This is a genomic window from Blastococcus aurantiacus, from assembly GCF_900102425.1.
GTDB lineage: Bacteria > Actinomycetota > Actinomycetes > Mycobacteriales > Geodermatophilaceae > Blastococcus > Blastococcus aurantiacus.
The window spans coordinates 100517-113421 of the sequence record NZ_FNBT01000010.1 but is presented as its reverse complement, the minus strand read 5'-3'; the positions used below and the strand labels follow the sequence as shown (position 1 = coordinate 113421).

Annotated in this window: 15 protein-coding genes; 8 read left to right on the top strand and 7 right to left on the bottom strand. The window is 71.1% G+C overall.

Going from position 1 to position 12905, the window contains the following annotated elements:
- Positions 1-6: 6 nt before the first annotated feature.
- From BLS70_RS18695 to BLS70_RS18680, 4 genes are all read right to left on the bottom strand, one after another.
- Entirely contained in the window at positions 7-699 is a 693-nt protein-coding gene (locus tag BLS70_RS18695) for an SAF domain-containing protein (protein WP_091771022.1), read from the bottom strand.
- A complete protein-coding gene (locus BLS70_RS20580; protein ID WP_143030456.1) occupies positions 699-1154 on the bottom strand; it encodes an ATP/GTP-binding protein in 456 nt (151 codons plus the stop codon). The genes BLS70_RS18695 and BLS70_RS20580 overlap by 1 nt, the downstream gene beginning before the upstream one ends.
- A gap of 476 nt (positions 1155-1630) precedes the next feature.
- The gene (locus BLS70_RS18685; RefSeq protein ID WP_176946489.1) at positions 1631-2200 is read right to left on the bottom strand and encodes a hypothetical protein; all 570 of its coding nucleotides are present in this window, start codon (positions 2198-2200) and stop codon (positions 1631-1633) included.
- Between the two features lie 212 nt (positions 2201-2412).
- A complete protein-coding gene (locus BLS70_RS18680; protein WP_091771017.1) occupies positions 2413-2865 on the bottom strand; it encodes a helix-turn-helix domain-containing protein in 453 nt (150 codons plus the stop codon).
- Positions 2866-3287: 422 nt separating this feature from the next.
- Here BLS70_RS18680 and BLS70_RS18675 point away from each other — a divergent pair, with 422 nt between their 5' ends.
- Positions 3288-3548, top strand: coding sequence for an excisionase family DNA-binding protein (locus BLS70_RS18675; protein ID WP_218122500.1), 261 nt, complete (start codon positions 3288-3290; stop codon positions 3546-3548).
- Positions 3549-3721: 173 nt separating this feature from the next.
- Here the strand turns inward: BLS70_RS18675 and BLS70_RS20920 are convergent, their stop codons facing one another.
- Both BLS70_RS20920 and BLS70_RS21435 read right to left on the bottom strand, forming a co-directional pair.
- Positions 3722-3988 (bottom strand): ANTAR domain-containing protein, encoded by a 267-nt coding sequence (locus tag BLS70_RS20920; RefSeq protein WP_176946488.1) that lies wholly within the window; start codon positions 3986-3988, stop codon positions 3722-3724.
- A 64-nt stretch (positions 3989-4052) separates the two neighbouring features.
- Positions 4053-4184, bottom strand: coding sequence for a hypothetical protein (locus BLS70_RS21435; protein ID WP_255362576.1), 132 nt, complete (start codon positions 4182-4184; stop codon positions 4053-4055).
- A 562-nt stretch (positions 4185-4746) separates the two neighbouring features.
- Between BLS70_RS21435 and BLS70_RS18660 the strand changes: the two genes are divergently transcribed.
- Complete coding sequence (locus BLS70_RS18660; protein WP_091771009.1) at positions 4747-5433, top strand: GAF and ANTAR domain-containing protein; 687 nt, start codon at positions 4747-4749, stop codon at positions 5431-5433.
- Positions 5434-5568: 135 nt separating this feature from the next.
- Here the strand turns inward: BLS70_RS18660 and BLS70_RS18655 are convergent, their stop codons facing one another.
- On the bottom strand, positions 5569-5766 hold the full coding sequence (locus tag BLS70_RS18655; protein WP_091771007.1) for a hypothetical protein: 198 nt from the start codon (positions 5764-5766) through the stop codon (positions 5569-5571).
- A 946-nt stretch (positions 5767-6712) separates the two neighbouring features.
- Here BLS70_RS18655 and BLS70_RS18650 point away from each other — a divergent pair.
- From BLS70_RS18650 to BLS70_RS18625, 6 genes are all read left to right on the top strand, one after another.
- Positions 6713-7633 (top strand): hypothetical protein, encoded by a 921-nt coding sequence (locus tag BLS70_RS18650; protein WP_091771005.1) that lies wholly within the window; start codon positions 6713-6715, stop codon positions 7631-7633.
- A 137-nt stretch (positions 7634-7770) separates the two neighbouring features.
- Positions 7771-9135 carry a carotenoid oxygenase family protein gene (locus tag BLS70_RS18645; RefSeq protein WP_091771003.1) on the top strand — a complete coding sequence of 455 codons (1365 nt, stop codon included), beginning with the start codon at positions 7771-7773 and terminating at the stop codon, positions 9133-9135.
- 137 nt (positions 9136-9272) lie between these two features.
- Positions 9273-9986, top strand: a complete 714-nt coding sequence (locus BLS70_RS21105; RefSeq protein WP_218122499.1) for a hypothetical protein — start codon at positions 9273-9275, stop codon at positions 9984-9986.
- The gene (locus BLS70_RS18635; RefSeq protein WP_218122498.1) at positions 9983-10813 is read left to right on the top strand and encodes an enoyl-CoA hydratase-related protein; all 831 of its coding nucleotides are present in this window, start codon (positions 9983-9985) and stop codon (positions 10811-10813) included. Before BLS70_RS21105 ends, BLS70_RS18635 begins: the two co-directional genes overlap by 4 nt.
- A gap of 52 nt (positions 10814-10865) precedes the next feature.
- Complete coding sequence (locus BLS70_RS18630) at positions 10866-11798, top strand: MBL fold metallo-hydrolase (RefSeq protein ID WP_091770999.1); 933 nt, start codon at positions 10866-10868, stop codon at positions 11796-11798.
- A 36-nt stretch (positions 11799-11834) separates the two neighbouring features.
- Positions 11835-12884 (top strand): Gfo/Idh/MocA family protein, encoded by a 1050-nt coding sequence (locus BLS70_RS18625; protein ID WP_255362575.1) that lies wholly within the window; start codon positions 11835-11837, stop codon positions 12882-12884.
- Positions 12885-12905 lie beyond the last annotated feature (21 nt).

Here is a 12905-nt window from a genome sequence, read left to right as displayed (position 1 = left end):
CGCCCCCTACTCGCCGGCCACGACGACGACGGCGATCAGACCCGCAGCCGCGCGGGCGGCGACGTCCGGCCCATCTGCCGAGTCGACGAGCACATCGACCACGCGCAGGCCGTCGGTCCCCGGCGAGCCTGTCTCCACGACGGTTGCCTCCACCACCTGCGACGCCCCTGTCACGCCGGCGGTCGGCGCACTGCCGGCAACCAAGGGCACCAGGAGCACGTCATCGCCCGGGCGCAGAGCGGTAGTCGGCAGCTGCACCGGTGACACGCCGACCCCGACCAGCTGCTGGCCTGGAGCCGGAAACCGCTGATCGGTCAGAGCGTCACGGGTCAGCAGGGACCCTCGCGTCAGGGTGGTCGCCGCCACCAGGCCGATCACCTGGTCGCGTTGCGCCAGCGGGATGGGCTCCAACGCGGCATCAACCGGTATGCGCGCTTCCACCAGATCCGCGGCTGTGATGGTCTGGCCCCAGGGGACCTCCCGTGCGATCGCGATCACCGGGGATGTCTGGCCGAGCGATGTGGCCAGGTAGGCGGCACCGAGTGCGCCCAGCACGACCATCGCGACAGCCAGGGCCAGCAATGCGGGTCGGCGGCGTCGTCGAGGTGGCGGGAGCACGGGCGCCTTCGGCAGCGGCGGTGGCACCCAGCCGTTGCCCTTGCCGGCCTGCTCGGTGGAGGTTGTCCGCAGCCTGCCCATCAGCGCTCCTCGGCCCGGTTCAGCACGTGGAGTTCGCCGACGAGCAGTTCGCCGGACGAGGACAGCTGGACGACCTGGATACCGGCACGCCCGCCACCGGACCACGTGACTGTCCACGTGGTCGTGGCGTTGATCGGCCATGCCCCGCCGCCGGGGATGTGGTTGGCCGACGCGCGGTCATAGACATGGCCGCAATCCGGAGAGGCGGTCTCGGCGCCTGTCGGGTAGGGCGTTCCCAGGCCGCAGGTGACGGTGGTCCCGTCGCCCATGTTCCACGCGATGCTTGAGACGACTCCGGTCGCCGCAACCGCAACGGGTCCTTCGGAGGCAGAACGCGTGATGGGTCCGGAAACGTTCTCCGCGCGGTCGGTCCACATCCACACCGGGAGCCCGACCAGTCCACTGCGCGAACCCTGCGGTGGTGCGGTTCGCAGGAGCGGCGGCTGCAGTTGCATGGCAGCGATCGCACGCCCGGCAAGGTCTTCTGGATCGACGAAGCCTGAAGGTGGCCCACGCCGCCAGACCGTCCCTGTCGCCGTAGACCCGAGGAAACCGCCCTCACCCACTCCACAGTTCGCGGTGTAGAGGGCACCACCGGCCTCCGACCCATGCCCGCCCCAGAGTGGTGAGCCGGGGGGCGGCTGAGGATCCATCAGGTCGAGGTAGCAGTTGCTCGACTGCTCGTACCAGCCAAGGTTCTCGAGATAGCAGGGCACCGCGGTGGTCGCCGACCTGCACTCGGCCGGCGCAGCTGCCGGAGCTGAGGCCGGGATTGTTGCCGGGGAGCTCGGGACGACCGGCCGGATGTCCTCGATGTAGCAGAACCCGGACGGAAGGCAGATCTCGTTCGGAGCAGCGACGGCGACCCCGGCCGGCGCCTGCAGAAGGACGGCCGCCAGAATGCCTGCGGCTCCTCGCGTCCAGGAACGGGTCAACACGTCTCGTCCCGCACATCGATAGTGGAGACGAGCCAGCGGCTCTCAGGTGGTGGGTAGAAGACGAGGGTGGCGACAGCGATGTGGGGTGGCCGCTCGGCGCTGACGACCTCGCCGGTGGCCTCGACCGTGGCGGGGAACTGCCGGGTGTCGACGCAGTCCTCGATCGTGACGGTGCCGAGCGTGCCGTCGGTACCACCTGCCAGGTCGACTTCGACGACCTCAGGGGCGTGTAGGACGTCGCCGGTGTGGGTGATGCCACGGTCATTGAGCGCGGAGATTTCGAGTAGCTCCGCGGACCGATAAGGGTCTGCGGTCAGCTGCGTATAGGCGGGGAGCCAGTCCTGTGCCGGATCGCGACGAGCGCCCTGAACCAGGTCGGAAAGATCGCGATATACGGCCATTGCGGCGTCCGCTGCCGACGACTCGTCGGGGTCTGGTGACGGGCTGGAGCTGCTGGTTGCCGCACTCGTCTCACGTGCTGACGGCGCTGGCGGAGTCCTCTCTGATGTGTCGCTGTCGGCGGAGCAAGAGGTCACGGTCAGCACTGCCGCAACTGCGGTCACGGCTGCGCGGATACGCGCGGTCTTCGGGGCCGTGCCGTACACGGCGACCAGCCGTACAACGCGCCCCTGCTGCAGGACTCGAACGCGGGCGCCCCAGCGATCTACGCATGGGCTTTGCCTGCGGATCACGGCGCCTCCCTTCAGCGAGGTGGCGGGAAATTACCACCGCACACCCACAGGAAGGGAAGTCCAAGTCTCCAGTAATTCTCCGGTTATCGGCCGGACGATGCCGAGGCCGCGTGATCAATGCGAGAGCGGCGGATCGCTGCCTCCACGCGGGCGACGTCCACTCGTAAGAGTCCGGCGACTGCATGAACCAGGTCGGCCGTCAGCTCAGTACCGGGGCGACCGTCCTCCAGACGCACATACGTCATCACCGAGACGCCTGGAGCGGCCATCTCATTCGTTGCACGTCCCGCCGCCAAGCGAAGAGCCGCCAAGGAAGGGTCGTCGAGATCGGCGTCGAGCAAGTGCAAGGGCTCGACGCCGAGCGCGGCCGCCAACAGAGGAATGAGGCGTGGCCGCGGACGTTCCAGGCCCGACTCCCACACCCTGAGCCGCGCCGGACTCGACAGTCCGAGCGCGAGAGCGAGGTCTTCCCGAGTCATACCAGCGGCTTCTCGAGCGGCGAGGAGGCGATCGCCTCGGAGTAGTGGCCGCGCCACAGCAGCCCCCCATCGGGCCCCGATCGGACGGCCCTGTGGTCCCGGAGGCTATCGGCGGCAATCTTCCCCCCGGCCGCATTTCGACGTGTGTCCTCTCCGAATCGAAGGGGCGTAGCTGCGCGTGCACGACTCGAGACATCGAACGTCTCCCATCGTGCCTCCGTGGTTTCAGAGTGCGACTGCCACATGCCACCGCCACCCGCCAAAGTCACGCGTCGCGGCGCCGTCCGTGGCTATCCGAAGGAGGGCCCTCTCCAGTAGCGCTGTCGGGGCTGAGGACCTCGCCCTTGCACGACGCTGCGCGGATGACCTGCCGATCGCAGCGGGACCAGAGGATCTCAGGGGCTCTGTCCCGCACGGTCGGCAGCTCCCGCACGTCGCCGGACCCGGGCGACCACGCCGCCCTCGCAGAGGAGTTCGCAGTGGATCTTGACGACCTCCGGATCAGCCGGGCCGCCGTCGTGTCGGTCGCTGAGGCTGCCTCCGTTTTCGGCGTGGACGTGCGCACGGTGACTCGCGCGATCGACAACGGTGAACTGCCGGCTCTACGGCTTGGGCGACGAGTCCTGATTCCGCGCCTGCCCCTGTTGGCTGCGCTGGGCGTGACCGTTGACTCTGATCGCTCGGAGGAACATGACAGGCATTCCGCCGACCGGGGCCCTTTCGGGTCTGACGAAGCCTGAGCGATGGCGACCGAGCGAGATGACAACCGTTGCTGGGACCCGCAGCGGCGCACGGGGCCGGGGCGAGTTCTTAGGCGCTGCCCCAGGGCCTTCGTACTCGATTGTGGTGGCGGTCACGGCAGCGGAGAGGTCCGGCGCACCGAGCAGTGGCGCGGAGTGGGCCCTCCGGGCGACTACGGGTCTGGCAGCGTGCCGGTGTCGGCGATGTGCTCGGCAACGGCCCGCAGCTTCTCCTGGCGCTCCATGGACAGCCGTTTCAACACGTCGAACGCCTGGTTCGCAGTGAGCTTGTACCGCTCCATGACGATGCCCAGTGCTATGCCGATGCGCCGGCTGGAGCTCAGCGCCTGCTCGAGTTCCGCGACGTGCTGAGCCGAAACCTCGAGCTCTTTGCGCAGCTGGGCGATCTCCTCCTGCGGGAGGCCCGCCGGCTCGATCACGGCGGGCAGCTTACGGCGTAAGCGCGCAGCCGACGCAAGGGGAGTCGTCGCCCTGGACCGGACCTCAGCGACCGCCGCCGCTGCGCTGCTCGAGACGGTCGGCCATCTCCTCGTGCTTGCGGGCGTTCCTCGCGATGGCGCGTGCACGTTGGCGCATGTTCTCCGGGTCGAGCAACGCCTGGGCCTGGTCGAGCATCCGTCGCTCCAAGGAGTGCTCGGCCTCCGCCAGGCGGCGGTGTGCCTCGGCGAGCCAGTTGTCATCCAGGAACGAGAAGCTAGCGGTACCGGGCGGTCCCGGGGACGGACTGCGACCGTCGGAGCGGTCGCCGAGAGGGGGCCCGCTCAGAACGAGCCACGAGACTGGAGCGGCTCCGACACGGACGTCCCGCCGGCCCTGGGCCGCGGCACCCAGGCCGACACGAGGTACCACCGCTCGCCGTCCTGCCGCTCCACGGCGAAAGCGCCCCGTCTACCGAACCCGACTTCCGGCCGACGGCTGCCCACGAGCTCGCGGGCCAACCGCAGCCCCTGCATGTCGTCGTCAGCCTGAAAGTTCGAGAGCGGGTACCCATAGCCGCTCACAGGTCGGTAGCTCGGCACGACGGCGCTGTAGCGAGGCCCGCTGGGAAGCGCTGATCGAGTTGCAGGCGCCCGGAGTGCGGGGTCGAATGCCCTGGGCGGGGGCCCCGGCGTCCCGCGCGTCGGCAGCGCCCCGCCCGCCAGCTCTCGGTAAGCCCGGAGCTGGCAAAATTCTCCATGTGGAGGATCTACTGCGGGCGCTGACCCAGATCACCCTCGCTGACCGGGCGGCGGGTGACGTGCTCACAGAGATCGTCCAGGTCGCCGAGCAGGGAATCCCCGGGGCGGACTCGGTTTCCACCACGCTGCTGCGCGGAGATGCGAGCTACACCGCCGCCTACTCCGGGCCACTCGCACTGCACGCTGACGAGCTGCAGTACGAACGTGGCTACGGCCCCTGCATGGACGCCGGCCGGGGCGGGGTGGTGCTCCGCATCGACGACATGAGCACGGAGCAGCGCTGGCCCGACTACACCGCCAACGTCCTGCAACACGGTGTGCGCAGCTCTCTGTCGATCCCCCTGCCCTTCCAAGGGGCGGTGATCGGCGCCCTGAACGTCTACTCGACCAAGCCGAAGACCTTCGCCTCCACACCGGCCCTCGACGCGGCGCTGCTCGTCGCCGACACCGTCGCAGTCGCGGTCGGCAACATCCACGCCCACGCCCGCCTCAGCGAGGAGGCCAAGAACCTGCGCCTCGCCATGGAATCCCGGGCAGTCATCGAGCAGGCCAAGGGCGTGATCATGGCCCAACGGTGTGTCAACGCCGAGCAGGCCTTCGAGATCCTGCGGGAGGCGTCGATGCGCTACAACCGCAAGCTGCGGGACATCGCGGCCAGCATCGTCGAGGGCGTGCAGGCCGGCTAGGTGTGTAGCGGCCCCGCCCGCTGCTGCAGTCAGCAGGCGAGACCTGACCGGGCCGCCTCCTGTTGGAGGGTTGCGGCTGCTCGAACGGTAGAACCGATCAAACTCTCGCGCCCATCGGCAGTAGGCCGCCTCGGGCTACCGCGGCTTGGCCCCGTCGTCTAACTGGGCGGCCTTCACCAGATGCCTGTCCGCGCTGGCCGCCAGTGCAAACGCCCGGCGTCGCATCTCCTCCGGGTCCGGGACCGAGCCGGCGAGCTTGAGCATCCTTCGAGCCACGCCGTGCTGAGCATCGCCGATGCGGCGGTGGGCCTCGGCGATCCAGTTGTCATCCACGGACGAGAAGGTAGCGGTACCGGGCGGTCCCGAGGGATGCACTGCGACTATCCGGGCGGGCGCCCAGAGTGGGCCGCTTCGGGCGAGTGCTGCCGGGTTAGCCCGTCTGCACGGATGAGACGTGGCCGGGGTCAACTGACACCGTTGCACCTGACAACGCCTGGAGGGATGCCGACGCCCTGCTGCTGTTGGCTGCACTGGGCGCGAGCGTGGACTCTGACCGCATAGAGGAACAGGACGGCATTCCGCCGACCAGCGCCGCACGGGATTGACGAACCCTGAGCGGTAGCGGCGACCAAGTGTTCCCGGCTTTGGTGACACTCCCCTGGCGGGTCATCCCACGAGACTCTCCGCCGATGTGCGATGGCTGTCGACGCGCGTCAGACGTTCACACTTCTCAACAAAGGCGACGCGGGCCTCGCTCGTGATACTTCGCGTGATACTGCCGCCGGCGCATATCGGGGTATCTCGATGCACTCTCCGGACCATCGCGACTGCCGGTCGCTGGCGAAAGCGCAGCTGGACGGGTCTAGATGCATCCAGATGCCTGCGTACCGATGGGAGTTCAAGTCCCCCCTCGGACACCACGTTGAACCCCCACGGTCTCAGGGCCGGTGGGGGTTCTCCTGCTTCCGACGTCGGCACGTCCGCTCGCCGCCTGAAGGCTGGGCCGCGGCCTTCTGCGGGAGGGCAGAGGCCGGACCTCCACCCGGCGCACCGCCGTGGGATCGGCGCCAGCCGCTTCGCCGTCCCCGGTCTCGGAGGCTCGGCCGCACGGTTCATCCCACATTCGACGCGGTGCACCAGACGTGACCGTCGCCACCCCGGGTAAGGCCGGACAGTGCCTCTCTCGCTCCCGGGTCCTACCGATCTGCTCGGCCTTCCGCGTTCTGTCGTCGACTCCTTCCGGTCAGCAGCCGCCGCTCTGCCTCGTGCCGAGGCGCTGTTGCCCCGTGCGGACGACGTCCTGACCCGGGCGATGGCGCTGCTCGACCGCGCGCCGACCATGGCCCGGGCAGTTCCACCCCTCATCGACACCGCCGCGGAGTTGCTCGAGCGGCTTTCTGCTGTCCTGACCCTGGACCGGATGACCGCCGTCGGCAGACTCGTCGACCGGCTGGACGCCGCGCTGACCCCCGCCCGCGTCCAGGCCACGACGCAGGCGCTGGACGGGCTGGCGTCGCGTCCGGACCTCTTGCCCCGAACGCTGGAGGCGATCGACCGACTCGTGTCCTCCCCCCGGCTGGAACGGCTGGGCGATGCCGTGGGACGGGTGCTGGCGAACCCGGGACTGGACCGCCTGCTGGACATCGCTGCTGACGACCGCGTCGAGCGACTGCTCGACCTGGCCGCCGACGAGCGCGTCGAGAGGTTGCTGGACCGCCTCGACGTCCTCCTCGTCGACGACCGCGCGCGGCGCCTGATCGATCGTGCCGACGAGGTCCTGCACGACGAGCGACTGAGCCGGCTGGGTGAACGCCTGGACCGGCTGCTGGCCGAGGACCGCCTGGCGTCGATCGAGGGACTGTCGTCCGACGATCGGGTGGCGGCTGCCGTCCGGGTGTTCCTCCACCTGGACCGGGCACTGTCCGCGGCGGGGCCGGAAGCGCTGGCATCGCTGCTCGAGCGGCTGCCGGTGCTGTTCACCGAGGAGCGGACCGCGCACCTGGCAGCCTTGGCCGACCGGGTACCGCGGATGGTCTCGGCAGTGGACGGCGACCTACCCGCAGGCCCGGAACTACGCCGGGTGCCGGCTGACCTGCACGCGATGCTCGAAGTGCTCGACGACCTGCACCAGGTGCTGTCCGGGATGCCGGGGGCCGACCGCGCCCGGGCACGTGGCGCGGACCCCCACCCGCAGGTCTAGCGACACCAGACTCGGCCCTTTGTCGCCAGGCGCCGGTGCATTGCCTCCGCCCGAGCAGTCCGACCCTGGTCGCATGCTCCGCCGGAGGGCACGCTGGCGCCGTGCCCTCGGCCTCGGGAGCGCCGGAGGAGACCGCCATGACCCACAGCGCGTTCCACGAAGGCCCGTTCGCTCCGGTCACCGAGGAGGTCACGGCGTTCGACCTCCCCGTCACGGGCAGCCTGCCGGCGGAGCTCAGCGGCCGCTATCTGCGCAACGGCCCCAACCCGATCGGTCTCGACGACGCCGAAGCACACTGGTTCCTGGGCGCGGGCATGGTGCACGGCGTCCGGCTGCGTGCCGGCCGGGCCGAGTGGTACCGCAATCGCTGGGTGCGGTCGCGGGACGTGGCCGCGGCACTGGGCGAGACATGGGCGGGTGGCCCGGAGCACGACGGGAGGGACTTCCCGGCCAACACACACGTCCTGTCGCACGGTGGACGGACCCTCGCCACCGTGGAGTCCGGTCCGCTGCCCTACGAGCTGACCGACGAGCTGGACACGGTCGCGCCGTGCGACTTCGGCGGCACCCTGCCGTGCGGCTACGCCGCGCACACCAAGCTCGACCGGCGGACCGGCGACCTGCACGCGATCGCCTACTACTGGGCCTGGAACCACATCCAGCACATCGTGGTCGGCCCGGACGGCACGGTCGGATCGACCACCGACATCCCGGTCAGCGACGGGCCGATGATCCATGACTTCGCCCTGACCGAGCGCTACGTCGTCCTTTTAGACCTGCCGGTCACCTTCAGCATGGATGCCGTCGCCGCGGGACGGCAGCTGCCCTACACGTGGAACCCGACCCACCAGGCCCGAATCGGCCTGCTGCCCCGCGCGGGCACCGCCCGCGAGGTGCAGTGGATCGAGGTAGAGCCGTGCTGGGTCTTCCACACGCTCAACGCCTACGACGATGGCGGCCGGGTCGTGGTGGACGTGTGCCGCTACGAGGGCTCCTACGACGTCTCCATCCTCTCCGGCCGAGGGCCGCTCACCCTCGACCGGTGGATCATCGACCCCGCCGCCGGGAAGGTCGTCCAGCAGCGTCTCGACGACCGCGCGCAGGAGTATCCGCGGGCCGATGAACGGATGATCTCCCGCCCCTACCGCTACGGCTACAGCGCCCAGATCGCAGAGGTCAGCCGCGCGATGGTCGACGGGAACGGCGACCTCACCGACGCCGCGTTCGCCAACACGCTCATCAAGCACGACCTGATGGCCGGGACGACGCAGGCTCACCCGTTCGGGAAAGACGCCACTGCCGGTGAGGCGGTGTTCGCCCCGTCGTCCCCCGATGCAGCCGAGGACGACGGCTACGTCATGTCCTTCGTGCACGACCCCGACCGCGGCGCCACCGACCTGGTGCTGCTGGCCGGCCAGGACTTCACCGGTGAGCCGGTGGCCCGGGTGCACCTGCCGGTGCGGGTCCCCCTGGGCTTCCACGGCAACTGGATCGGGGACTAGTCCCGGAGGGAACCGACGCTCGACGTCGACGCCTGGCACCGGTATCCCCCCGGTGCGGGGTACCCCAGTCAGTAGCACCCTCCTCGCAACCCTGGCGGCCGATTGCGGCGATGCCCTCCGCGTGCTGGACTCGGCGCGTGCTGCGCCTGCGCCAGGTCGTCCTCGCCGCGCACGAGCGCGCATCGGTCGAGCAGGCACTGAGTGCACTGCTCGCCGCCTCCTCGGGGCACCGCGACCCCGGCGTCGGGCGGTTCGGCCTCACCAACGTCGTCCTCGCTGCGGGCTGCGATTTCGTCGAGGTCGTGTCGCCCTCGGAGCCCGGAACGGCGGCCGGTCGCTGGCTGGCACGACACGGCGGCGACGGCGGATACATGCTCATGGTCGATGGACCACCGACGCTCACGGCGCCCGACCGCCTCGCGGCACTCGCCGTGCGCGAGGTGCACCGCGCCGAGTTGCCCGACGTCGTCGACGTGCACCTGCATCCCCGGGACACCGGCGGCGTGCTCCTCGCCCTCGACGCCGTCGACCCGGCCGGGTCGTGGCGATGGGCGGGTCCGGCCTGGACCGGGAGCAGCCCGGCGTGCGCCGGTGGGCTGCGCGAGGTCACCGTCGCGGTCCCCGACCCGGCGGAGGTGAGCCGCCGGTGGGCGGCGCTGCTGGACGTTCCGGTGGTCGACGTCGGATCTCGCCTGCAGCTCGACGACGGCCGCCAGCACCTGTCCTTCACCGACGGCGCGGGCGACGTCGCCGCCGTGACCGCAGTGCGCCTGTCGTTGCCCGGCGTCGAGCATCGAGCCGCCGACATCGGCGGAGTGCGCTTCGACATCGTCCCGCTGGAGGAGGCGTGACCGACATCGAGACCGGTACGGACCACCTGCTCGCTCGCATCGAGGACGGCGTCGCCGTGCTCACGCTGAACCGCCCGGAGCGCCGGAACGCGCTGTCCGACCAGATGATCGGCGCCCTGGCCACCACGCTCGCGCAGGTGGAGGCGGACGACGCGGTCGGTGCCGTGGTGCTCACCGGGGCAGGTGGCGCGTTCTGCGCGGGCGGTGACGTCAAGGGCTTCGCCGAGCGCTCCCCCGGCGCGCCCGAGGCGTCGAAGGAGCGGCTGCAGCGGGCGAACCAGCGCGCCACGAGCGGGCGCCTGTGGCGAATGCCCAAGCCGACCATCGCGGTGCTCCCCGGGGCCGCTGCCGGAGCGGGTCTGTCGCTCGCGCTGGCGTGCGACCTGCGCTACGCGGCGTCGTCGGCCGTGCTGACCACGGCGTTCGCCCGCGTCGCACTCGCCGGCGACTACGGCAGCGCATGGTTCCTCGTGCGCCTGGTCGGTCCGGCGCGTGCCCGGGAGCTGCTGTACCTCTCGCCGCGGTTGACGGCGGACGAGGCCCTCCAGATGGGACTGGTCAACGTCGTAGTGCCGCCGGACGCGCTCGAGCGCGAGGCGATGGCGGTGGCGCACCGGCTGGCGAACGGGCCGAGCATGGCGCTGGCGTCGATGAAGGAGAACGTCGCGCTCGCGCTGACGGCCCCGCTCGACGAGTACATGGACGTCGAGGTGACACACCACCTTGCGACGTTCGCCACGGACGATCACGCGGAAGCCGCGCGCGCCTTCGTCGAGAAGCGCGACCCCGTCTTCGGCGCCCGCGGAACCCGTCCCGAGGGCTCCTAGCCGCGGCGGCGACGCTGCGACCACGCGGCGAGCAGGGCTGAGAGGAGCGGACGTGTCCGGACACGGCACCGACGGAGGAGTGCTGCCCGACCCGCGGGTGGAGGAGGTGAGCGACGGGGTCTTCGCATACATCCAGCCCGACGGCACCTGGTGGATCAACAACACCGGCTTCGTCGTCGGCGCCTCCCGGGTGCTGGCCGTCGACGCCTGCTCCACCGAGCGGCGCACGCGCGGCCTCCTGGCGGCGATCGGGACGGTCACCGGCGCCCCGGTGCGCACACTGCTCAACACCCACCACCACGGCGACCACACCTTCGGCAACGGCTGGTTCCCCGAGGCGACGATCGTCGGCCACGAGGAGACCCGCCGGCTGATGATCGGGCAGGCCCCGCCGCCCGACGGCCTCTTCGAGCCGGTGGAGTGGGGGGAGCTACCGCCCGCTCCCCCGTTCCTCACCTACCGCGACGGCGTCGACATCTGGGTGGACGACCTCCGGGTCGAGGCGCGCTTCATCGGCACCGCCGCGCACACCACCAACGACTCGATCGCCTGGCTCCCCGACCAGGGCGTGCTGTTCACCGGCGACCTGGTGTTCAACGGCGGCACGCCCTTCCTGCTCAGCGGGTCGATCGCCGGGGCGCTCGACGCCCTCGACCGGCTGCGGGCGCTGTCGCCGCGGGTCGTCGTCCCGGGACACGGGCCCGTGTGCGGGCCCGAGGTCTTCGACCGCACCGAGGGCTACCTGCGGTTCGTGCAGCGCACCGCCGAGCAGGCGCACGCCGCCGGGCTGTCCGCGCTGGACGCCGCCCGCGAGACCGACCTCGGCGAGTACGCCGGGTGGCTGGACTCCGAGCGGATCGTGGGGAACCTCCACCGCGCACTGCTGGAGGCCGGCGGCGGCCGACGCGGAGCCGACCTCGACGTGCTCGCCGCCCTGCGCGACATGGTCACCTACCACGGCGGCCCGCTCCGCTGTGCCGCCTGACCGCTCCGGCCTCGCGATGTCGGACAGGATGGCGCGATGACAGCGGCCGCCCCGATGCCTCCCGTCCGTTTCGGTCTGCTCGGCTACGGCTTCGGCGGGCGCCGGTTCCACGCGCCGCTGCTGGGTGCCGCTCCCGAGGTCGACTTCCTGGGCGTCGTCACGTCGTCGCCGGACCGTCGGGCGCAGGTGGCCCAGGACTCCCCCGGACGGCGCACCTTCGACTCCCTGGAGCAGCTGGCGTCCATCGGAGCCGAGGCGGTGGCGATCTCCACCCCCGCAGCGACCCACAGCGAACTCACCGACCGGGCTCTGGAGCTGGGCCTGGCCGTGGTCTGCGACAAGCCGTTCGCCCTGGACGCCGCGGCGGCCACGCGGTCCGCGGAGCTGGCCGAGCGGCTCGGGCTGCCGCTCGCGCCGTACCAGAACCGCCGCTGGGACTCGGACTTCCTGACCGTGCGCCGCCTCGCCGCCGAAGGCGCGCTGGGCGATCTCGTGCGGTTCGAGTCGCGGTTCGAGCGGTTCGCTCCCGACCGCGGACCGGGGACCTCGGGCGGCGGCACGCTTCTGGACTTCGGCAGCCACCTGGTGGATCAGGCCCTCCTGCTCATGGGCCCGGTCGCCTCCGTCTACGCCGAGTGGCGTCTGCGCGACGACGGCCCCGACGACGACTTCTTCATCGCCCTCACCCACACCGGCGGGAGCCGGTCCCACCTGTGGGGCAGCCGGCGCCAGCCGGCACCCGGGCCGCGATTCCGGGTCACCGGGACGACGGCCGGCTATGTCAGCGGAGCCCCCATGGACGGTCAGGAGCACCTGCTGGTGGCGGGGCACTCGCCGGCGTCGCTCGGCCCGGCCTGGGGTGCCGAACCGAGCCTGCACTGGGGCCGGCTGCACCGTGGGGACGCCGGGGAGCCGGTGCCGAGCGAGCGCGGGAGCTGGGACGCCTTCTACCCCGCCTTCGCCCGCGCGGTCCGCGGGCTGGGGCCGGTACCGGTGGAACCGCGGGACGCCGTCGCGTCGGCGACCGTGCTCGACGCCGCCCGGCTCAGCGCGACCGACGGCGGGATCGTGCGGTTCAGCGGGTAGTCCTCGGCCGGGGAGCCGGTC